The following is a 19,326-nucleotide window of genomic DNA, read 5'->3' on the forward strand; positions in this document are numbered from 1 at the left end:
CCTATTGCCTGCCCACTTCCACTATCACAGCCCCCAGCGCAATCAATGCCATCAAGGCAATCCGGCGTGGACCCACCGTCTCTTTCAACACCAGCCACCCGATCAGCGCCGCAAACACCGGCGAAGTTTCCCGCAGCACTGCTGCCTCGCCCACATTGTCCAAACGTGTCGCCAGCATGACCGAGCCAAAGCTGGCAAAAGCCACCAACCCGCCAATGACGCCGCGTGTCATCAACGGGCCAAGGGCGGGCGGGTGCGCCATGGCGCGATACTTCATCGCCGCCAAGACCGGAAACACCAGCCCGTCGATCAGGAAGAACCACGCAAGAAAGGTAAATGGGTCCGCCGTGGCGCGGATACCAAACGCATCATAGGTTGTGTAAAGCGCCACAAAAAAGCCGGTGAATACCGCAATCACCATCGCGGCCAGCAAGGTCTCCCGCCCCTCGGTCATAAACACCATGTTGTAGACGGCTAAGCCCAGAATACCCGCCATCAGGACGGCTACCCCAAACCACTGCAACCCGCTGAAGGTCTCGCCAAAAATCAGATAGGCGCCAATAACCGTGAAAAACGGCCCCACCCCGCGCACAACGGGGTAGACCACGGTGAACGCACCTTTGGTATAAGCCCAACTCTGCAGCAACTTGTAGCCGGTGTGAATGACAAAGGCACCCAGAAAAATCAGCCACATATGTGGCTCAGGCCACGGCACCACGAACAAAGCAAAGGGCGCCGCCATAGCCGCATAGCTGAAATCAATCGCCCCGCGTGTCAGCCAGGGATCATGCCGCCCTTTTTGAAGTGCGCCGAACACGGCGTGGAGAAACGCCGCCAACAACGCCAGCGCCAGCGCCAGTTGCTGGCCTGAAGCGGTTCCCTCCAGAGAGACCAGCCAAGCGCTCATGATTGGCGCTCAATTGCGCTGTTGGACCAGGGGTTTTCCACCCCCGGACCCCCGGAGGATACTTTGGGCAAGAAGAAGATCAGTTTTGCTCCAGCCCAATAAGGGCCGCGGCAAACTCTTCGGGATCAAAGGGTTGCAGATCATCAATTTGCTCGCCCACGCCAATCGCGTGGATCGGCAGACCAAACTTATCTGCGAGGCTCACCAGAATGCCGCCCTTTGCAGTGCCATCCAGCTTCGTCATCACGAGACCAGACACATCTGCCAGTTTTTGGAACGTCTCCACTTGGCTGATCGCATTTTGGCCGGTTGTGGCGTCCAGCACCAACAACGTGTTGTGCGGCGCATCCGGGTCTTTTTTGCGGATCACCCGCACGATCTTGGCAAGCTCTTCCATCAGGTCCTGACGGTTCTGCAAACGCCCGGCCGTATCGATCATCAGCAGGTCCGCCCCTTCGGCTTCCGCCTTGGTCATCGCATCATACGCCAAGCTCGCAGGATCGGAGCCCTCTGGCGCGGTCAAAACCGGCACACCTGCGCGTTCGCCCCATACTTGCAGCTGCTCCACCGCCGCCGCCCGGAACGTATCCCCAGCCGCAATGACTACGGACTTCCCTGCCGCGCGGAACTGGCTTGCCAGCTTGCCAATGGTGGTGGTCTTGCCAGAACCATTCACGCCAACAACCAGCACAACCTGCGGCTTGGAGGGATAGAGCGGCATCGGACGCGCCACAGTTTCCATGATCCGCGCCACTTCGGTCGCGAGAATATCTTTGATCTCTTGCGTCGAGACCCGCCGCCCCAGACGGCCTTCCGCGATATTGGCGGTCACGCGCAGCGCGGTGTCCACGCCCATATCGGAGGCAATCAGCAACTCTTCGAGCTGCTCCAGCATGTCATCGTCCAGCACGCGCTTAACAACCGGACCGCTTTGGCTCTGGCCGGTCAACCGCGCCAGTATGCCAGACTTGGGCGCCTCAGCAGGCGCTTTCTCTTCCACGGCAGGCGCCGCTTCCACCTCAACAGCGGCAGGCGCAGGCTGCTCTCCGGGAGGGCTTTCAACCGCGACCGCTTCGGTCTCTACGCCGCCATCTTCGACAATTGCCTCAAGCCCTTCGTCCAATTTGGACGACGACTTGAACAACCTGTCTTTGAGCTTTGAGAAAAACGCCATGGTGGTCTCCGGAACTGCTTGCTTCCAGTTAGTCTGATTTGACGGGATTTAAAAGAGTGGGGTCGCCCAGCCCACGCCTGCCACAATCAGGAACTGCCCACCGGCATAAAGCACCCACAAAGCAATCGACACCATGCGTTGCAGGGCCGCATCCGGTTTCATGCGGAAAAGCTGGATCGCCAACAGCGTATCGGACGCCATAAAGGACAATGCCCCAGCCACCGCCAAAGGCCGATCGACCAATCCAAAAGCCGTTGCCCCCATAGCGCAAATGATCGCCACATAAGCTCTAACCGGCCAACGGAGTTCACCGGTGAACGGACTCAACCAACGCTCTGTCGACAGCGCAAAAACCACCAAAGCCGCCAACAAAACAGGCATGGCCAACGGCCCAGCGCCAATGTCCCAAAAGTAGACAACATAGGCTACATGCGCCGCCGCAAAGGACACCAAACCGACAAGAAAGGCCTTCTCCCCATCTCGCGACAGTGCCAGATCGCCCAGCGCCGACAGCAACAACGCCACAACCACTGCCCAGGAACCGAAACTCACCGCAACTGCCGCTGCAAAGGCTGGCATCGGAATGGTCTTAACCACCGTCTTCCAGACGCTGGGCGGGCGATGACAAAACGCCACCGCATAAACCAACGCCGCCAACACCCCCACCACAAGCAATCCCAAGCGGATGCTTTGGCGCAGGGCAATTTCTTCGACAATACTCATGGCAGCCTCATGTGTTTTGCCAACACCCTATGGCGGCAAGCCTCTGTTTGTCTTGTGCAAAATGGGAAGGTGACGCGCAGAGAGCCTATAAGCCGGATTCTGTTCCCCGGCCGAAGCCAGTTCAATGACCATTCATCTAGGGTGCCTGTTACCAGACACCTCAAGCTGCCAACCCGGACCTGCTCGGAGCAAAGCGCTCCTGTGCTTGCGCACACGCGGTCCCTATTTGGCATTGCTCCCGGTGGGGCTTGCCGTGCCGCCGCTGTTGCCAGCCGCGCGGTGGGCTCTTACCCCACCGTTTCACCTTGACCCCGACGGATCGGGGCAGTCTGTTCTCTGTGGCGCTTTCCCTCGGGTTTCCCCGGCCGGGCGTTACCCGGCACCGTTGCTTTGTGGAGTCCGGACTTTCCTCGCGGGCTTACGCCCCCGCGGCCATCCAGCTCTCTGCGCGTCTCCGCAATAGGCCTTTGCTGCAAAAGCGTCAATCTCTGCCTGCGGCCTGCACTAGCCGCGCTGCAATGCGCGCATCCTCGGCGTCACATAGCCCTTCAGCCCAAGGCCGAAACCGCGCCCGAAACGCGGCAAAACAATTAGGGTTGTCCAAATCGTAGCCAAATTGCGCGGCACAGCTTTCCCAATCGGCCTCCGCAGGCCTTTGATCCGGCCAAACAGCCAGCCCCTGACGCGCCAGCCGCAGCCAATCAAACTTCGGACCAGGATCAATCTTACGCCCCGGCGACATGTCGGAATGTCCAATCACGCCGTCCGGGCCAATATCCCAACGCTGCATAATACCAACCAGCAGAGCTTCCAGCGCGTCCATCTGCGCCGCCGCAAACGGGTGGTCGCCTTTGTTGGACAGTTCAATGCCAATGCTGCGGGAATTCACATCCCCTTGACCCTGCCAACTGCCAACACCTGCGTGCCAGGCCCGCATCTCCTCCGCCACCAACTGTGTGATCTGCCCGTCTGGCGCAATCACATAGTGCGCTGACACCTCCGCTTCGGGATTGCACAGCCAGTCAATCGCCGCCTGCGCGCTGTCCATTGCCGTATAATGGATCACGATCAGTTCAGGCCGCTGTCCATCCCGCCGCTCCCCGAAGTTCGGGGAGGGCTGCTGTAGAATGTCCATGGAAGCAGACATGCTTAGTTGCCAGCGGCCACGCGGAACGGGCTCGGGTCCCACTTGCAGGCATAGCCATCGCCATCCGGATCAACACCAAGCCGATCTCTTTTAGGGCCGCCTTTTTCCAGAAACGCCCGCTGCGCCGCCTCGTCACTGCCAAACTTGGCACAAGCTTTTTCATAGCGCGACGCGCCACCAATCTTCAGTCGGCTGTACACCTTTGTGCCAACAGGGTGCTTTGTCTCCAGAGCATAAGCCACGATGTTTGGCCCAGCGTCTCCCGTGCGCACTGGCACAGCAGTGGGTTGGATCACCGTATAGTTGGCTTTGTTCTGCGCCCGACGTGCGGCGTCCGCCTCAATCGAGCGACGCCCGTCTACAGCCGCAAAGTCATTCTCATCCGAAATACCCGGGTTGGAGAAAACCTGAGGCGCAGGATTGCTGGGGCTTGCGTGCAGCGGCTGCACACCGGAATTGGCAGATGCCGCCGCCAAAGCAGCCGTGGTCTCACTGGCAATGCTCGCCGCATCATTGGCGGCTGACGCATTGGAGCTCGGGGATGGCACAGTGCTCGCTGCCGCTGCCGCGGTTTGCGGCTGTGCGGTTGTGGTCGTGATCAAGGGCGTAGCAGCTACAGACTGCGCCGGCGGCACAGTGGCAACCACAGGCGCCGGTTCGATCGTCGCAATCTGCGGTGCGTCCGGAATGGTCTCTTGCGAGACTGCATTTGCGGGCGGCAAGGCCGTCCGCCGATGTTCCCCGGTTTTCTCGTCGTAAAACACGCCTGCGGCGCTGTCTGGCACGGCCGGCTGGCACGCGCTCAGCGCGACCAGCGCACAAATGGCCCCAATGCTACGTTTCATGATCTGCCTTAACTGCTCTTAGTTTTGCAGCAGCTTTACCACCATTTGCCTGGTTTGGCCACAAAACCTGCGGCTTGCTCCAGCGCGTAGGCGGTGTTCAGCAGATCGCCCTCTTCCCAAGGGCGGCCAATCAGCTGCAGACCCAACGGCAGACCCTGGCTGTCCAGACCGGTTGGCACCGACACCCCTGGCAGACCAGCCAGGTTCACGGTCACGGTGAACACGTCGTTCAGATACATCTGGATCGGATCGGCATCGGTCATTTCACCCAAACCAAAGGCCGCCGAAGGTGTCGCAGGCGTCAGAATCGCATCAATACCCTGAGCAAAGACGTTTTCGAAGTCCTGCTTGATCAGCGTCCGAACCCGACGCGCACGGTTGTAGTAAGCGTCATAGAAACCTGCGGACAGCACATAGGTGCCAACCATCACGCGGCGCTGCACCTCATGACCAAAGCCTTCGGCGCGGGTTTTCTCGTACATTTCGGTGATGCCATCACCTGCCGCCAAAGTGGCACGGTGGCCGTAACGCACACCATCATAGCGCGCCAAATTCGAAGAGGCTTCCGCTGGTGCAATCACATAATACGCAGGCAGCGCGTATTTTGTGTGCGGCAAAGAAATGTCGACAATCTCCGCGCCCGCAGCTTTCAGCATCTCGGTGCCATCGGCCCAGAGTTTTTCGATCTCGGCCGGCATGCCGTCCATGCGGTACTCTTTTGGGATACCAATTTTCTTGCCGCGAATGTCGCCGGTCAGCATGGCTTCAAAGTTTGGCACCGGAAGATCAACACTGGTGCTGTCTTTCTCATCGTGACCACACATCGCCTCAAGCATGATGGCCGCGTCACGCACGTCTTTGGTCATTGGGCCTGCTTGATCGAGCGAAGAAGCAAAGGCCACCACGCCCCAGCGGGAACAGCGGCCATAGGTTGGCTTAATACCGGTGATGCCGGTAAACGCCGCAGGCTGACGGATCGAGCCACCCGTGTCCGTACCGGTCGCAGCCAGACAGAGATCCGCCGCAACAGCCGCCGCAGACCCACCAGAAGACCCGCCCGGGGTCAATGCCGCATCATCATTGCCGCGACGCCACGGGTTGATCGCGTTGCCGTAGACAGAGGTCTCGTTGGACGAGCCCATCGCAAACTCATCCATGTTGAGCTTGCCCAGCATCACCGCACCGGAATCTTCCAGCTTTTGAGACACGGTGGATTCATACTCCGGCGTAAAGCCTTCCAGAATGCCGCTGGCCGCTTGGGACGCCACACCTTTGGTGCAGAACAGGTCCTTGATGCCGATTGGCAGGCCGCACATGTCCGGCGCATCACCTTGGGCAATCCGCGCATCCGCCGCCTTGGCGCGTTCCAGCGCAATCTCAGGCGTCTTATGCACAAAAGCGTTCAGCGCATCGGCGTCATCAATCGCTTTCAAAAAGGTCTCGGTCAGTTCAACGGAAGTCACATCCCCGGCACGCAGCTTATCGCGGGCTTCAGCCAGGGTAAGTTTGGTCAGATCGGTCATATCGGGCGCCTCTCTCATATGGGGGCAAAATCTATTGTCAGGGGATCAACGGCATAAAAGCCGGATCACTCCACCACTTTGGGAACAGCAAAGAAGCCTTCACGCGCATCCGGCGCATTGCTCAGGATTTTCTCCTGCTGATCGCCATCGGTCACCACATCCTCACGACGCTTCAGACGCATCGGGGTCACGGACACCATGGGCTCCACGCCTTCGACGTCAACTTCGTTCAGTTGCTCAATGAAACCCAGCACGGCATTGAATTCCTGTGCCAGCGCAGGCAGGGCATCTTCTTCAACCTTGATACGGGCCAATTTGGCCACTTTGGCGGCGGTGCTTTCGTCAATCGACATGGGGCAAGACTCTCTCGTTGCGGACGTGCCCTCAGCCTTTAGCGCGCAGGGGAAAGCGGTGCAAGCGCTTGCCTCCGTTTGCCCCACATCGTTGCATCTCCCGCCAAAAGAAAATGCAATAGAGTTGCCTGTCTTTTGTTGGGCACGGCTCAAGGCTGCGCCTTGAGCCTCCCCGCAATCAGATGGCGCCGCAACACCTCAATCATCCAGCCCAACATAACGGCATTCAAAATGTGCCACATGAAATGCGTCCCCATTGGCACGTGGTGACACATCGGCATATCCAACGAGCGAAAGGTCAAGGACAGCAGCAACAGCCCGCCGCCAATCGCCAGTCCCCGCGCCACCTCCGGCCGGCGGGAGCGCAGCAGAATCGCATAGGTCAGGATCATCACTGGCACAGGCATATAGCCCGCGGAAACGCCCAACACCGGCATTTTGGCAAACAGAGGGATGGTTATCGCGGCATAGGGAAAGAAAAGCGCCGTCGCGACGAACGCCTTTGGCCAAGACAACGCCCAGAAATAACGGTTGGCGGCGTAAATGTAGAGCACCACATAGAGCGCAATGGGCGTTGTATCGGCCGCAGCCGCCCATGCGGTCGCCTCGGTGTGGAAAAGGAAACTGCCAAGCCCGATCATTGCCAATATGACGCACAAGGCTTTTGCGATACCCCGCCCCGGCATCGCAGGCAGAAACCGCAACCGCGCCCACATCCACGCCGCCGCAATCACAAACGCCGCATTGGTCACGGCATTCACCGGCTCTGCCCAAAAACTTGGGTCCAACCGCTCGCAATAGGCGTCAATCGGCGCCATCCAATCCATCACGTCCCCTCCCATACCAGCCCTTCCCCCAGGCCAATTGCGTGCTACTCTGACGGCAATTGAGAGGGAGAGATAGTATGAAACTGATTTGGCTTGGACACGGCTCTTTTCGCATCGAAACCGGCAATCTGGTGTTGCTCGTCGACCCTTGGCTCACCGGCAACCCGGTGCTGCCAGAAGCCCAACACGAAGCGGCTGTTGCAGGCGCTACACATCTGATTTTGACCCACGCGCATTTTGACCATGTCGCAGACATGCTGCCCCTTGCGCGCAAACTCTCCTGTCCCATCGTCGGCCAATATGATCTCATGTCTTACTGGAACGAACACGAGCACTTGAACACCGTCGGTTTCAACAAGGGCGGCACTGTAGAGCTGGGCGACGGCGTCAACCTCACCATGGTGCCTGCCTCTCACAGCTCCACATTTGGTACGGACCAAGGCCCCAAGGCCGCAGGCTCGGAAGTCGGCTACATCCTCCGCGCCGAGGGCCGCAGCCTTTATATCTCAGGCGACACCGACATAATGGCGGACATGGACTGGATGGGGGATTACTACAAACCCGACGTGGGCATTCTTTCCGCGGGCGGCCATTTCACCATGGACATGGCGGGCGCAGCCTACGCTGCCAAACGCTATTTCAACTTCAAAACCGTGATCCCCTGCCACTACAAGACCTTCCTGATCCTGGAGCAATCCGCAAACGTGCTCGCAGCAGCCCTGCCCGACGTAAACGTCATCGAACCGGAAGTAATGGTCCCTATCGACCTTTAAGGCGTCACCGCCGCTCGGCAAAAAACGCCTTTAGCAGCGCCTCGCACTCTTCCGCCGCAAGGCCGTCATACACCTCGGGCACATGATGGCTTTGCGGATGAGCAAACACCCGCGGCCCCTGCGCCACGCCGCCGGATTTGGGGTCCGCTGCGCCATAGTATACCCGTGCAATCCGCGCCTGACTGATCGCGCTGGCGCACATCGGGCACGGCTCCAGCGTCACATACAGGTCGCACCCGACCAGCCGTTCGCTGCCAATCTTGGCACAGGCCGCGCGCATCGCCAGCACTTCGGCATGGGCTGTTGGGTCCAAATCTTCCCGCGTCCGGTTGCCCGCCGACGCCAAAACTTCGCCATCCGGCCCAACAATCACCGCCCCCACGGGCACCTCACCACGCGCTGCAGCGGCGCGCGCTTCTTCAAGCGCAAGGTCCATATGGCTCCGAAAGGTCATGGGGCAGACTTGCCCTGCCAAGCCCCCTTTCGCAATCCCCGTTTCGCAGGTAAACGGAGACATGTCTCAAAAGCCTCCCTCCTCCCGTCGCCCCAACGCGAAACCAAACGCCGCCAAGGCGCGCCCGTCCAAGCCGCGCAAGACGCCGGCGCAACCGGCCTCTGACGCGCCCAAACGCGAGGGGGATCGCATTGCAAAGGTCCTGGCCCGCGCCGGTGTGGCCTCGCGTCGCGATGCAGAACGTATGATCGAGGCGGGCCGCGTGTCGGTGAACGGTAAGAAACTCGACAGCCCGGCGCTAAACGTCACCGCCAAAGACCGCATCACCGTGGACGGCAAGCTGATTGGCGAGCCGGATCACGAACGCATCTGGCTCTACCACAAGCCCGCCGGACTGGTGACCACCAACCGCGATGAAAAAGGCCGCGAGACGATCTTTGACAAGCTGCCGGAGAACCTCCCACGCGTGATGACAGTGGGGCGACTTGACCTCAACTCCGAAGGCTTGCTGCTGCTGACCAACGATGGTGGCCTGAAACGCAAACTGGAATTGCCCAGCACCGGTTGGCTGCGCAAATACCGCGTCAGAATCAACGGCCGCCCAACTGAAGATACTTTCGCGCCGCTGCGAAAAGGCATCGAGGTCGACGGCGAACGTTTCCAGCCTATGGACATCACACTTGACCGCCAACAAGGCGCCAACGCCTGGGTCACCGTCGGCCTGCGCGAGGGCAAAAACCGCGAAATCCGCCGCGCCATGGAGGCCATCGGCCTCACCGTGAACCGCCTGATCCGCGTGTCTTACGGCCCCTTCCAATTGGGTCAGCTTAAACAGGGCGAAGTCGAAGAATTGCGCCGCCGCGTTGTGCGCGACCAACTCGGCCTGGACGGCGCGATTCCGGAGGAAAAACGCCGCAAACCCACGCGCCGCCGCAAATAACTGATTTAAAGGCGGTCTTGCCTCGGCAATGCGCCGCTTTCCCAAAACTTCCCCCTAGCCTTCGCGCGGCAGACTTCTTAGATTTCTCCATAACTTAGCGCAGGGTGGAGTGGGTATGTCATCAACCGGGTTACAGAAACTGGCCTTTGGCCTGTTGGTTCTGTTGATCTTCTACGTCTCTTTCACGGGAGGCGCCTGATGGCTCAGAAATTTGGCGGCAAATACAGCCCCGGCGGCGCCCAAGGAGCCAGCAGCGACGAGGGTTTTCGCAATGCCAAGCGCAGCCGCGCGGGCGGGCGTGTCAACCTCCTGTTCATGGCGCCGCTGCCTCTAATCTGGAAAGCGTTCACCACTGACCCAATTGGCATGGCGCAATATCTGATTGCGCTTGGCGTCCTGCTTCTCGCCGCATGGATGACCCGTGAAGGCATGTTTGCCCAAGAGGCCTATGACGCCCGCAAGGTGGCTCGACGCCCAGCGCTCCCGCGCAAACTGCTCGGGTCCGTGTTGACTGGTCTGGGACTGGCAATCGCAGGCTTTGCCGGTCACGCCCCCATCGAGGCGGGCATCTTCGCCGTGGTTGGCGGCCTGCTGCACAGCTTTGCCTTTGGTCTCGACCCGATGTCGGACAAAGGCATGGAGGGCACCAACCGTCACCAAACCGACCGGGTCGCCCGCGCCGTGGAAGAAGCCGAAGAGCATTTGCGCGCCATGAGCGACGCCATCGCTCGCGCCGGAGATCGCAGTGTCGAACGTCGTGTCGCGGCCTTCCAATCTACCGCCCGCGACCTGTTCCGCACGGTGGAAGAAGACCCGCGCGACCTCACCGCGGCACGCCGCTACCTTGGCGTCTATTTGCTCGGCGCCAAAGACGCGACCGTGAAATTTGCCGACATTTACAGCCGCACACAAGACGTCCAAGCCCGTGCCGACTACCTCGCGCTACTGGATGATCTGGAAGAAAACTTCGCCGCCCGCACGCAGAAACTCCTGCTGGAAGATCGCGGCGATCTGACCATCGAAATTGACGTGCTGCGCGAGCGCTTGGAGCGCGAAGGCCTGCGCCGCAACAGCTGATAACACATGTGACCTACCGGGAAGGGTGGATTTAAATGTCTGAGATCGTAAAACAAAAAGCCGAAGCCGCTTTGGCGGAAATCACCGAAGCCACGGTTGCCCTGCCCGAACCGGTAGAGGCCAACGCCATTGTGCCATTGGCCGAGGCGGACGCGCCTGTGTCTGCGGAAATCACCAAGCGCATGGCTGAGCTGGACATGAGCAACACCAACTCAATTGTGTCCTTTGGCTCCGGTGCTCAGGCAGAACTGCAGACCATTTCCCAAGCCATGCTGCAAGACGTGCGCAACAAAGACGTTGGCCCCGCCGGTGACAGCCTGCGCGACATCGTCACCACCATTCGCGGTTTCTCCGTGTCTGAGCTGGACGTCCGCCGCGAACGCAGCTTCTGGGAAAAGCTGATCGGCCGCGCCGCGCCTTTTGCCAAGTTTACCGCGCGTTTTGAAGAGGTACAGGACCAGATCGACAAGATCACCGACAACCTGCTGACCCACGAGCACACCCTGCTCAAGGACATCAAATCGCTGGACGTACTCTACGAAAAGACCCTCGCCTTCTATGACGAACTGGCGCTCTACATCGCAGCTGGCGAAGCCAAGATTGCCGAGCTGGATGCCAACGACATTCCAGCCAAAGAAGCCGAAGTGGCCGCAGCCGATGAAAACGCTCAGGTGATGAAGGCACAAGAACTGCGCGACCTGCGCGCCGCACGCGACGATCTAGAGCGCCGCGTGCATGACCTGAAACTGACCCGTCAGGTCACCATGCAATCCTTACCGTCCATCCGCCTCGTGCAGGAAAACGACAAATCGCTGGTCACCAAGATCAACTCCACTTTGGTCAACACCGTGCCACTTTGGGAAACCCAGCTGGCGCAGGCCGTGACCATCCAGCGCTCCGCCGAAGCCGCCTCTGCCGTGCGTGAGGCCAACGACCTCACCAACGAGCTTCTGACCGCCAACGCCAAGAATCTGCGCGAAACCAACAAGGTGGTGCGCACCGAAATGGAACGCGGCGTGTTTGACATCGAGGCCGTGAAAACCGCCAACGCAGAGCTGATCGCTACCATCAACGAGTCGCTACAAATCGCCGACGAAGGCAAAGCCAAGCGCGCCGCCGCCGAAGACGACATGAAAAAGATGGAAGCCGAATTGCGCGACACATTGGCGGCAGCCAAGGCACGCAAAGACGGCCTGGGTGACACCGCCGCGACCGCTGTGCCCACCGCGTGAAGCGGCTTGCGGGCATAGGTCTCGGGCTGCTGACGACCTTGGCAGCCTGCGTCAACACCGGCGGCGTCACCGCGCCACCGGTTGTCGCCCCTGCGCCCGCGCCCCCGTCCGAGGCCAGCGCAGCCCTGCGCAGCTACTACAGCAGCGTCCAGGCGGACCTGCTGACGCGCGGGTTGCTGCGCACCGATGGCGGCGGCCCGGACACACCGTTCACGCCTGACATGCTGGCGCGCAACTTTGAACGCATCGCCTTTTATGACGAATACAGCAACACCGGCGGGCTGGAGCGCTCCACGGGCCAAGCAGGCCAACTGCGCCGCTGGAGCGGTCCCGTCAAAGTGAACGTCGAGTTTGGCCCCTCGGTGCCGGAAAGCCAACGCGCCACCGATCGCGCCACGGTGGCCGCCTATGTGCCCCGCTTGGCCAACGCCACCGGCCACCCGATCCGCCTGACGACCAACAAACCCAACTTCCACGTGCTGGTGATGGGCGCGGATGACCGTGACACCGTGCAATCGCGTCTGGACACTCTGCTGCCCAACGCCTCCCCCAAAACCCGTGCGCTCTTCGCCAATCCACCACGGAACATATACTGCTTTGTGGTCGCCTTGGCCTCAGACACCAACCCCAACGCCTACACCTCTGCCGTAGCCTTGGTGCGTGCAGAACACCCGGACCTTCTGCGTAAATCCTGCTTCCACGAAGAGATCGCCCAAGGGCTTGGATTGGCCAACGACAGTCCCGAAGCCCGCCCTTCAATCTTCAACGATGACGAAGAGTTTGCGCTGCTCACCACGCATGACGAAAAACTGCTCTCCATGCTCTATGATGACCGCCTTGGCATCGGTATGAGCGTGGACGAGGCCCGCCCCATTGTTTACATTCTGGCCCGCGAGCAAACCGCACAGAACTTCTGAGCGCTGCCGCGACCAGCCTTTTGAAAGGACCACTTCATGGGTATTTTTGATTTCCTCACTGGCGAATTTATCGACGTCATCCATTGGGTTGACGACACCCGCGACACGCTGGTGTTCCGCTTTGAGCGCGAAGGGCATGAGATCAAATACGGCGCCAAACTGACCGTACGCGAGGGCCAAGCAGCGGTGTTTGTGCACGAAGGTCAACTGGCCGATGTCTTCACCCCCGGCCTCTACATGTTGGAAACCAACAACATGCCGGTGATGACCACGTTGCAGCACTGGGACCACGGCTTCAAAAGCCCGTTCAAGTCCGAAATCTACTACGTCAACACCACGCGGTTTGCCGACCTGAAATGGGGCACCAAAAACCCCATCATGGTGCGCGATCCGGAATTCGGCCCCGTGCGCCTGCGCGCCTATGGCACCTACGCCATCCGCGTGGTCGACCCCGCCCGCTTCCTAACGGAGATCGTTGGGACAGACGGCGAATTCACCATGGATGAGATCTCCTTCCAGATCCGCAACATCATCGTGCAGGAGTTCTCCCGCGTTGTGGCTGGCTCCGGCATTCCGGTTCTGGACATGGCCGCAAATACCGCCGATCTGGGCAAGCTGGTCGCCGCCGAAATCTCCGGCACCATCGCCGAATACGGCCTCGCGATCCCGGAGCTCTACATCGAAAACATCTCCCTGCCACCAGCGGTTGAGGCCGCGATGGACAAGCGCACCTCGATGGGCATCGTTGGTGACTTGGGCAAATACACACAGTTCTCCGCCGCCGAAGCCATGACCGCCGCCGCACAGACGCCAAACTCCGGCATGGGCGCTGGCATGGGGATGGGCATGGGCATGGCAATGGCCCAACAGATGGCGCAAACCGGCCCATGGGGCGCGCAACCCGCCGCGCAAGCGCCACAAGCGGCTCCCGCGCCACAAGCCGCCGCTGCGCCACCGCCCCCACCGCCGGTCGAGCATGTGTGGCACATCGCCGAAAACGGCCAAACCAAAGGCCCGTTCTCCAAAGCTGCGCTTGGTCGCATGGCAACCGCTGGGGAGATCACCCGTGAAACCCACGTCTGGACCGCAGGCCAGGACGGTTGGAAACACGCCGAAGACGTGGCCGAACTGGCCCAGCTCTTCACCATCCTGCCGCCCCCGCCCCCTGGTGCCTAAAACAATAGCCCCGGCTTGCTGGCCGGGGCTTTGCTAAATTCTTCCAAGCCATTTCAAAGCAAGCAGATTTCATGTCAGCCACACCGCCCCCCGCGCCCAAAGAGACCACCCGTTTCCCCTGCGCCCAATGCGGCGCCGACTACCGCTTTGCCCCCAACGAAGGCAAACTGATCTGCGATCACTGCGGTCACGAAGAGGCCACTGAGCAAGGCGACCGTCAGGCTGCCATTGCCGAGCTGGATTTCAAAGCAGCTTTGGCCGAGCAGCTCCCGGCCGCCGAAATGGTCGAGGCCCGCACCACCTCCTGCCCCAACTGCGCCGCCCATGTGGTTTTTGAGGGCGACACCCACGCCACCGAATGCCCCTTCTGCGCCAGCCCCGTCGTGGTCGACACCGGCACGCATCGCCTGATCAAGCCGCGTGCTGTCCTGCCCTTCCAGATCGCGGAAAAGATCGCGCATCAATCCATGAATGAGTGGCTGGGCAAGCTCTGGTTCGCCCCCAACGGCCTGCAGGAATACGCCAAGAAGGGCCGCAAGATGGACGGCATTTATGTCCCCTATTGGACCTACGATGCGGATACCAAATCCTCCTATCGCGGCGAACGGGGCACCATCTACTACGTCGCCGAAACCGTCATGGTGGACGGCAAGCAAGAACAACGGCAGGTGCAAAAAATCCGCTGGTCGCCCGCCTCTGGCCGCGTGGCCCGCTGGTTTGACGACATCCTTGTGCTTGGCTCCAAGGCCCTGCCTAAAAAATACACTGACAACCTGCAGCCCTGGGATCTCTCCGCGCTGGAACCCTACACGCCAGAATTCCTCGCAGGCTTTCAGGCTGAGGGCTACTCCATCGATCTCGAAGAGGGCTACGATGAGGCCCGCGACCGTATGGACCGCGTGATCCGCCGCGACGTGGCCTTTGACATCGGCGGCGACCGCCAGCGCATTCACAGTGTCTCCACTGCGGTCAGTGATGTGACCTTCAAACACATCCTACTGCCGGTCTGGATGGCCGCTTACAAATACCGCGGTAAGTCCTATCGCTTTGTGGTCAATGGACAAACCGGCCGCGTTCAAGGCGAACGCCCCTACTCAAAATGGAAGATCGCCTTTGCCGTGCTCCTCGCCGCTATTGCAGCCGGCGTGATTGGCTATATCATCGCGCAAAACCAATAAGAGTTGGGGATTTCCGCGATGTCTCACCACGCTGCATTGCAAGAACTTCTGCACGCCCGTCACTCCTGCCGGGCGTTTAAATCAGGTGCCGTACCGCGTGAGGTTATTTCCCAAATCCTGCTGGATGCTGGCCGCGCCCCCTCCTGGTGCAACGCACAACCGTGGAAGGTGATTGTCGCCTCAGGCGCTCAAACCGAAGCTTTCCGCGATGCCATGGCACAAGCCTTTGACGGCGGCGCCCCCGCGCCTGACTACCCGTTTCCGGACACCTACACCGGCGCGCATCTCAAACGCCGCCGCACCTGTGGGTTCCAACTCTATGAAGCCGTTGGCATTGGTCGTGGCGACCGCGAAGGCCGCGCACGTCAAATGCGGGAGAACTACACCCTGTTTGGCGCGCCTCACGTTGCGGTCATCACCTGCCCCAAAGAACTCGGCCCCTACGGCGTGCTCGATTGCGGCGGTTTCATCACCGCTTTCTGCCTCTCCGCCAAAGCGCAAGGCATCGGCACCGTGCCTCAGGCCGCACTCTCGCTCTACTCAGACGTGGTCCGCAAACACTTCGACATTTCCGAGGATCGCAACGTTCTTGCGGCCATCTCTTTTGGCTACCCGGATGACGCTGCCGCCATCAACACCTTTCGCACAGACCGCGCGGAGCTAGGCGAGTTTGTCGACTGGCGCGATTAAAACCAACCTAGGTCTGCGGCAACACCTGCCCTTTAATGTCGCCCGCAGTCACATAGGGCAACGCGGTCGGGTGAATGCTCTCTGACCGATCTGCCCCAACAACCCTTGGCGCCCTAAACAAAAAGTATTTGCCGAGCGCCCGCCAGGTGCCCACCATGGGCGCATCCGGATCGGTCTCGTAGCGATCCCGCCAGTCTTCTGGCAAGCGTACGCCACACATCTCCAACCGTTCCAGCATCCAGACCAGCGGAATATTGGCAAGCGGTCGCGCAGCATGAAACCCCACGAGTTGTCCGCCCACGTCACTGTGCGCCCCTCGAAACCAGACCTGCTCCACACGGCCGTCCCAATCATCCGGACAACGCCACAACTCTGGTTCAAACACCTGCCGCGTCTCATCCAGCGCCAAGGCATGAAACCCATGCCGCACAACGGGCGAAAGTTGATGGTTGTGAAACGCATGTCGGCGTTCAGTGATCCGCCACAACACCGGCACCCGCGCGCCCAGCGCTTTCACCGTGTCCCACACACCAATCATCTCGATCTCTGTATGCTCATAACAATGCGCCGCCGCAAACGCGCTTGCAGCCGCACTGTCCGGCGTCAGTTCATAGTGCCGATAAGCCGTGCGGATATTGCGCTCCGTGGCACATTCCGCGCGCAACAGCCCGACGCGGTCAATCACCCCTGCCAATGAGCGTACAGCAAAAGCACCGCGCGAATAGCCCATCAGGATAATCTTGTCTCCAGGCCGATATCGGCTTGCCAAATAGCCGTAAGCCCGCCGGATTTGCCGATTGATCCCGCGCCCCATCATCACGTCCAACGTCTGACGCCAGGACCGCCATTGCACCCCGGCTTCGTAGTAAACCGACACCTCCGCGCCGATCTCTCGTAGCAACTGATAGGTCTGCCCTGCATTGGTCTCCTGCCCCGGCGCAAGCGAGGACATGGTGCCATCCAGAATAATCACATGCGTGACCGCCCCCCGGCGCGGTCCGGCCGGGGTATGGCTGCTGGTGAACTTCCCAGTCAGCCACTCTGATATGCGTCTAGCCAGCCGTATGTTTGGCCTCATTCAACATCTGCCACACGCGATGCGGCGTGAACGGCATATCCGCTTGGCGCACACCCGCCTCCCAAAGCGCGTCCTGCACCGCATTGGCTGCTGCAGCCATGGCACCCACGGTACCCGCCTCGCCGCAGCCCTTCATGCCCATGATGTTCGCAGTGGACGGCACCGCCTCGGTGGCGAAGCCAATCATCGGCACATCACTCGCGCGCGGCATGGCGTAATCCATGAAGGTCGCGGTCAAAAGCTGACCGTCATCATCAAACACCACATGTTCCATCAGTGCCTGGCCAATGCCCTGCGCCACGCCACCATGCACCTGCCCCTCGGCGAGCATCGGATTGATCAGATTACCAAAATCATCCACCACAGTGTATGTCTCCAAGCTGACCTGCCCCGTCTCCGGGTCCACTTCAACCTCTGCCAGATGCGCCCCGTTGGGGAAGCTGCGCGCTGGCAAAGTGGTGCGCTCCTCATGCACCATCAAATCCGTCCGCCCATCCGCGCGCGCCAACTCGGCGGCTTCAAGGAAGGTCGGGTGTAAGTTAGAGCCTTCTGCCCGGAATTGCTCATCATCAAAGCTCACATCCGCGGCATCCACGCCCATCTTCTCTGCAATATACGGCGTAAAGGCTTTAATCATCGTTTCCACGGTCGCCAAAGTCGCGGTGTTCTGCACCGTCACGGAGCGCGACCCACCAGTACCACCACCTTGCTTGATGCGGTCACTGTCCCCCTGCACCACTTCAATCATCTCGGTGGGAATGCCGGTCTGGTCACTCAGGAACTGCGCATAAACCGTCTCATGTCCCTGCCCGTTGGACTGCGTGCCCACATAGATCGAAACGGTGCCATCGTCATTGAACTCCACCCGCGCACTTTCACTTGGGTCGCCCAAAATACTCTCAATGTAATAGCACAGCCCAGCGCCGCGCAGCTTGCCAGCCTTCGCGCTCTCGGCTTTGCGCGCGGCAAACCCGGCCACATCGCCAAACTCCTCCACGCGGCTCAACACTCGATCGAAGTCGCCAACATCATAGGTTTCATCCGTCGCCGATTTGTACGGAAACGCCTCGGTTGGGATGAAGTTGCGCCGCCGCAACTCGTAGCCACTCACGCCCAGTTCGCGCGCCGCACGATCCATCAGGCGTTCCAGAACATAAATCGCCTCCGGCCGCCCGGCCCCACGATAGGCATCCACTGGCGTGGTGTTTGTGTAAATCCCATCCACCTGCAGCCAAGTAGTCTGCACATCATAGACGCCCATCAACACGCGGCTAAACAGCTGCGTCTGGATCGCTTGGGCAAACTGCGAGTTATACGCGCCCATATTGGCGACAGACTTCACGCGATAGGCCGTGGCCTTAAGGTTCTCGTCAAACGCCAACTCCGCCAACGACACCAGATCGCGCCCCGCGTTGTCTGACAACATCGACTCCGTTCGATCCGCAATCCACCGGACCGGCTTGCCCAGCGTCTTGGCGGCGTATGCCACAATCAGAGGCTCCTGATAGATCATCGCCTTCATGCCAAAGCCGCCGCCGGTGTCCGGGTTGGTGACACGCACGTCGTCTTCGTTCATCTTCAGAACACGGGCGACTTGCCCCTTGGTGCCCCAGACACCCTGCCCATTGCTGGCGACATGCAACCGGCTGCCATCCCATTCGGCATAGGCACCACGCGGCTCCATCGCGTTTACAATCACTCTGTTGTCGCCAACCTCCAGGCTCACCACATGTGCCGCCGCCTCAAAAGCCGCGTCGGTCGCGGCCTCATCACCAAGCCCCCAATCAAACGCAAGGTTCTCTGGCGCTTCGCCATGCAGCTGCTCACCGCCGCGCGCCAATGCCAGATGCGCGTCCAGATCATCATAGTCGAACATGATCATTTCAGCCGCATCCCGCGCCTGATCCATGCTCTCCGCCACAATCACGGCAATCGGCTCACCGACGTAGCGCACCCGCTCTGCCGCGAGCAGCGGACGTTCCGGCTTGGCACCTTTGCTGCCATCGCGGTTCACCACCTGCGTGCCTGGCAAATTGGCCTCAAGTCCCGCCGCCAGCAAATCCGCCTGCGTCAAGACACAGGCCACCCCATCCGCCTCACGCGCGTCCGCAACATCCAGTTCGGTCACAAGCCCATGCGCAACCGGAGAGCGCAAAAAATAGGCATGCAGCGCATTTTGGGGCGCAATATCGTCCACGTATTGGCCTTTGCCGGTCAAAAACCGCGTGTCTTCAATCCGTTTGACCGGCTGGCTTTTCCCAAACTTTTCCATGGCTGCTGGCTCCCCTGCGCGTCGCTACGAAGAGGAACTC

19 protein-coding genes and 1 other RNA gene are annotated in these 19,326 nt (G+C 60.3%); 8 read left to right on the forward strand and 12 right to left on the reverse strand.

Translation table 11 applies throughout. The annotated features are described in order from the left end of the window. Position 1 precedes the first annotated feature (1 nt). The 9 genes from MK208_RS14525 to MK208_RS14565 all read right to left on the reverse strand — a co-directional run bounded on the left by MK208_RS14525 (position 2) and on the right by MK208_RS14565 (position 7,499). Positions 2-907 carry a DMT family transporter gene (locus MK208_RS14525; RefSeq protein ID WP_294117795.1) on the reverse strand — a complete coding sequence of 302 codons (906 nt, stop codon included), beginning with the start codon at positions 905-907 and terminating at the stop codon, positions 2-4. A gap of 79 nt (positions 908-986) precedes the next feature. Continuing rightward, positions 987-2,081 (reverse strand): signal recognition particle-docking protein FtsY, encoded by a 1,095-nt coding sequence (ftsY, locus tag MK208_RS14530; protein WP_294117797.1) that lies wholly within the window; start codon positions 2,079-2,081, stop codon positions 987-989. Between the two features lie 48 nt (positions 2,082-2,129). Further along, positions 2,130-2,804: a lysoplasmalogenase gene (locus tag MK208_RS14535; protein ID WP_294117799.1), complete on the reverse strand. Its 675-nt coding sequence runs from the start codon at positions 2,802-2,804 to the stop codon at positions 2,130-2,132. A 72-nt stretch (positions 2,805-2,876) separates the two neighbouring features. Beyond that, positions 2,877-3,252: RNase P RNA component class A (gene rnpB / locus MK208_RS14540), an RNA gene on the reverse strand. A gap of 33 nt (positions 3,253-3,285) precedes the next feature. Next, a complete protein-coding gene (locus tag MK208_RS14545) occupies positions 3,286-3,951 on the reverse strand; it encodes an N-acetylmuramoyl-L-alanine amidase (RefSeq protein ID WP_294117801.1) in 666 nt (221 codons plus the stop codon). A 2-nt stretch (positions 3,952-3,953) separates the two neighbouring features. After that, on the reverse strand, positions 3,954-4,796 hold the full coding sequence (locus MK208_RS14550) for a hypothetical protein (protein WP_294117803.1): 843 nt from the start codon (positions 4,794-4,796) through the stop codon (positions 3,954-3,956). 35 nt (positions 4,797-4,831) lie between these two features. Beyond that, positions 4,832-6,319: an Asp-tRNA(Asn)/Glu-tRNA(Gln) amidotransferase subunit GatA gene (gene gatA, locus MK208_RS14555; protein WP_294117805.1), complete on the reverse strand. Its 1,488-nt coding sequence runs from the start codon at positions 6,317-6,319 to the stop codon at positions 4,832-4,834. A 65-nt stretch (positions 6,320-6,384) separates the two neighbouring features. Beyond that, positions 6,385-6,672, reverse strand: coding sequence for an Asp-tRNA(Asn)/Glu-tRNA(Gln) amidotransferase subunit GatC (gatC, locus tag MK208_RS14560; protein ID WP_294117807.1), 288 nt, complete (start codon positions 6,670-6,672; stop codon positions 6,385-6,387). A 149-nt stretch (positions 6,673-6,821) separates the two neighbouring features. Then, positions 6,822-7,499: a ceramidase domain-containing protein gene (locus MK208_RS14565; protein WP_294117809.1), complete on the reverse strand. Its 678-nt coding sequence runs from the start codon at positions 7,497-7,499 to the stop codon at positions 6,822-6,824. Positions 7,500-7,576: 77 nt separating this feature from the next. Between MK208_RS14565 and MK208_RS14570 the strand changes: the two genes are divergently transcribed. Next, positions 7,577-8,272 carry a metal-dependent hydrolase gene (locus MK208_RS14570; protein ID WP_294117811.1) on the forward strand — a complete coding sequence of 232 codons (696 nt, stop codon included), beginning with the start codon at positions 7,577-7,579 and terminating at the stop codon, positions 8,270-8,272. Positions 8,273-8,276: 4 nt separating this feature from the next. Here MK208_RS14570 and MK208_RS14575 read toward each other — a convergent pair whose 3' ends face one another. Next, positions 8,277-8,726 (reverse strand): nucleoside deaminase, encoded by a 450-nt coding sequence (locus tag MK208_RS14575; protein ID WP_294117813.1) that lies wholly within the window; start codon positions 8,724-8,726, stop codon positions 8,277-8,279. Between the two features lie 61 nt (positions 8,727-8,787). Here MK208_RS14575 and MK208_RS14580 point away from each other — a divergent pair, with 61 nt between their 5' ends. The 7 genes from MK208_RS14580 (at position 8,788) to MK208_RS14610 (ending at position 15,936) form a co-directional block, all read left to right on the forward strand. After that, positions 8,788-9,666 carry a pseudouridine synthase gene (locus tag MK208_RS14580; protein ID WP_294117814.1) on the forward strand — a complete coding sequence of 293 codons (879 nt, stop codon included), beginning with the start codon at positions 8,788-8,790 and terminating at the stop codon, positions 9,664-9,666. Positions 9,667-9,864: 198 nt separating this feature from the next. After that, a complete protein-coding gene (locus MK208_RS14585; RefSeq protein WP_294117816.1) occupies positions 9,865-10,743 on the forward strand; it encodes a 5-bromo-4-chloroindolyl phosphate hydrolysis family protein in 879 nt (292 codons plus the stop codon). 35 nt (positions 10,744-10,778) lie between these two features. After that, the gene (locus tag MK208_RS14590; protein WP_294117818.1) at positions 10,779-11,975 is read left to right on the forward strand and encodes a toxic anion resistance protein; all 1,197 of its coding nucleotides are present in this window, start codon (positions 10,779-10,781) and stop codon (positions 11,973-11,975) included. After that, complete coding sequence (locus tag MK208_RS14595; protein WP_294117820.1) at positions 11,972-12,892, forward strand: DUF2927 domain-containing protein; 921 nt, start codon at positions 11,972-11,974, stop codon at positions 12,890-12,892. The genes MK208_RS14590 and MK208_RS14595 overlap by 4 nt, the downstream gene beginning before the upstream one ends. Before the next feature lie 36 nt (positions 12,893-12,928). Continuing rightward, a complete protein-coding gene (locus MK208_RS14600; protein WP_294117822.1) occupies positions 12,929-14,068 on the forward strand; it encodes an SPFH domain-containing protein in 1,140 nt (379 codons plus the stop codon). Between the two features lie 71 nt (positions 14,069-14,139). Then, positions 14,140-15,246: a TFIIB-type zinc finger domain-containing protein gene (locus tag MK208_RS14605; protein ID WP_294117823.1), complete on the forward strand. Its 1,107-nt coding sequence runs from the start codon at positions 14,140-14,142 to the stop codon at positions 15,244-15,246. A gap of 18 nt (positions 15,247-15,264) precedes the next feature. Continuing rightward, on the forward strand, positions 15,265-15,936 hold the full coding sequence (locus MK208_RS14610; RefSeq protein WP_294117825.1) for a nitroreductase: 672 nt from the start codon (positions 15,265-15,267) through the stop codon (positions 15,934-15,936). A gap of 7 nt (positions 15,937-15,943) precedes the next feature. Here MK208_RS14610 and MK208_RS14615 read toward each other — a convergent pair whose 3' ends face one another. Together MK208_RS14615 and MK208_RS14620 are read right to left on the reverse strand one after the other, a co-directional pair. Beyond that, positions 15,944-17,014 carry a DUF2235 domain-containing protein gene (locus MK208_RS14615; RefSeq protein ID WP_294117826.1) on the reverse strand — a complete coding sequence of 357 codons (1,071 nt, stop codon included), beginning with the start codon at positions 17,012-17,014 and terminating at the stop codon, positions 15,944-15,946. Further along, positions 16,989-19,286, reverse strand: a complete 2,298-nt coding sequence (locus tag MK208_RS14620; protein WP_294117827.1) for a xanthine dehydrogenase family protein molybdopterin-binding subunit — start codon at positions 19,284-19,286, stop codon at positions 16,989-16,991. Before MK208_RS14620 ends, MK208_RS14615 begins: the two co-directional genes overlap by 26 nt. Positions 19,287-19,326: the final 40 nt, after the last annotated feature.

The organism is Shimia sp. (assembly GCF_022448905.1).
In the GTDB taxonomy this organism is placed as follows: Bacteria; Pseudomonadota; Alphaproteobacteria; order Rhodobacterales; family Rhodobacteraceae; genus Shimia.

Excerpts from the sequence above, each read along its gene's own strand:
- MK208_RS14525 (WP_294117795.1), bottom strand. The coding sequence starts at position 907 with ATGAGCGCTTGGCTGGTCTCTCTGGAGGGAACCGCTTCAGGCCAGCAA.
- ftsY (WP_294117797.1), bottom strand. The coding sequence starts at position 2,081 with ATGGCGTTTTTCTCAAAGCTCAAAGACAGGTTGTTCAAGTCGTCGTCC.
- MK208_RS14535 (WP_294117799.1), bottom strand. The coding sequence starts at position 2,804 with ATGAGTATTGTCGAAGAAATTGCCCTGCGCCAAAGCATCCGCTTGGGA.
- MK208_RS14545 (WP_294117801.1), bottom strand. The coding sequence starts at position 3,951 with ATGTCTGCTTCCATGGACATTCTACAGCAGCCCTCCCCGAACTTCGGG.
- MK208_RS14550 (WP_294117803.1), bottom strand. The coding sequence starts at position 4,796 with ATGAAACGTAGCATTGGGGCCATTTGTGCGCTGGTCGCGCTGAGCGCG.
- gatA (WP_294117805.1), bottom strand. The coding sequence starts at position 6,319 with ATGACCGATCTGACCAAACTTACCCTGGCTGAAGCCCGCGATAAGCTG.
- gatC (WP_294117807.1), bottom strand. The coding sequence starts at position 6,672 with ATGTCGATTGACGAAAGCACCGCCGCCAAAGTGGCCAAATTGGCCCGT.
- MK208_RS14565 (WP_294117809.1), bottom strand. The coding sequence starts at position 7,499 with ATGGATTGGATGGCGCCGATTGACGCCTATTGCGAGCGGTTGGACCCA.
- MK208_RS14570 (WP_294117811.1), top strand. The coding sequence starts at position 7,577 with ATGAAACTGATTTGGCTTGGACACGGCTCTTTTCGCATCGAAACCGGC.
- MK208_RS14575 (WP_294117813.1), bottom strand. The coding sequence starts at position 8,726 with ATGACCTTTCGGAGCCATATGGACCTTGCGCTTGAAGAAGCGCGCGCC.
- MK208_RS14580 (WP_294117814.1), top strand. The coding sequence starts at position 8,788 with ATGTCTCAAAAGCCTCCCTCCTCCCGTCGCCCCAACGCGAAACCAAAC.
- MK208_RS14585 (WP_294117816.1), top strand. The coding sequence starts at position 9,865 with ATGGCTCAGAAATTTGGCGGCAAATACAGCCCCGGCGGCGCCCAAGGA.
- MK208_RS14590 (WP_294117818.1), top strand. The coding sequence starts at position 10,779 with ATGTCTGAGATCGTAAAACAAAAAGCCGAAGCCGCTTTGGCGGAAATC.
- MK208_RS14600 (WP_294117822.1), top strand. The coding sequence starts at position 12,929 with ATGGGTATTTTTGATTTCCTCACTGGCGAATTTATCGACGTCATCCAT.
- MK208_RS14605 (WP_294117823.1), top strand. The coding sequence starts at position 14,140 with ATGTCAGCCACACCGCCCCCCGCGCCCAAAGAGACCACCCGTTTCCCC.
- MK208_RS14610 (WP_294117825.1), top strand. The coding sequence starts at position 15,265 with ATGTCTCACCACGCTGCATTGCAAGAACTTCTGCACGCCCGTCACTCC.
- MK208_RS14615 (WP_294117826.1), bottom strand. The coding sequence starts at position 17,014 with ATGAGGCCAAACATACGGCTGGCTAGACGCATATCAGAGTGGCTGACT.
- MK208_RS14620 (WP_294117827.1), bottom strand. The coding sequence starts at position 19,286 with ATGGAAAAGTTTGGGAAAAGCCAGCCGGTCAAACGGATTGAAGACACG.